Here is a 243-nt window from a genome sequence, read left to right on the forward strand (position 1 = left end):
GCCGCCTTGCCCTGCACCTCGCCGATCGCCAGCCAGGACGCGGTGATCAGCGGCGAGGCCGGATCGAGCCGGAAGCTGCGCCCGCCCGCGCTCGCCCAGGTCTCGCCCGCACCATCGCGGCGCTTCGCCACCCGGTCCGGATAGGCGAAGGCCAGCAGCACCGCTGGCGGCAGATCGCGCGGCGTGCCCGCCCCCACCTGCCGCTCGGCCAGTTTCGCCCAGCGTTCGGCGAGCTTGCGCGAC

1 protein-coding gene is annotated in these 243 nt (G+C 75.7%); it reads right to left on the reverse strand.

What is annotated here, in order from left to right:
- The coding region (locus tag AX735_RS25845; protein ID WP_202189570.1) for a hypothetical protein at positions 1-243 on the reverse strand (243 nt) is incomplete at both ends.

It is taken from the genome of Blastomonas sp. CCH1-A6 (assembly GCF_001556365.1).
In the GTDB taxonomy this organism is placed as follows: Bacteria; Pseudomonadota; Alphaproteobacteria; order Sphingomonadales; family Sphingomonadaceae; genus Blastomonas; species Blastomonas ursincola.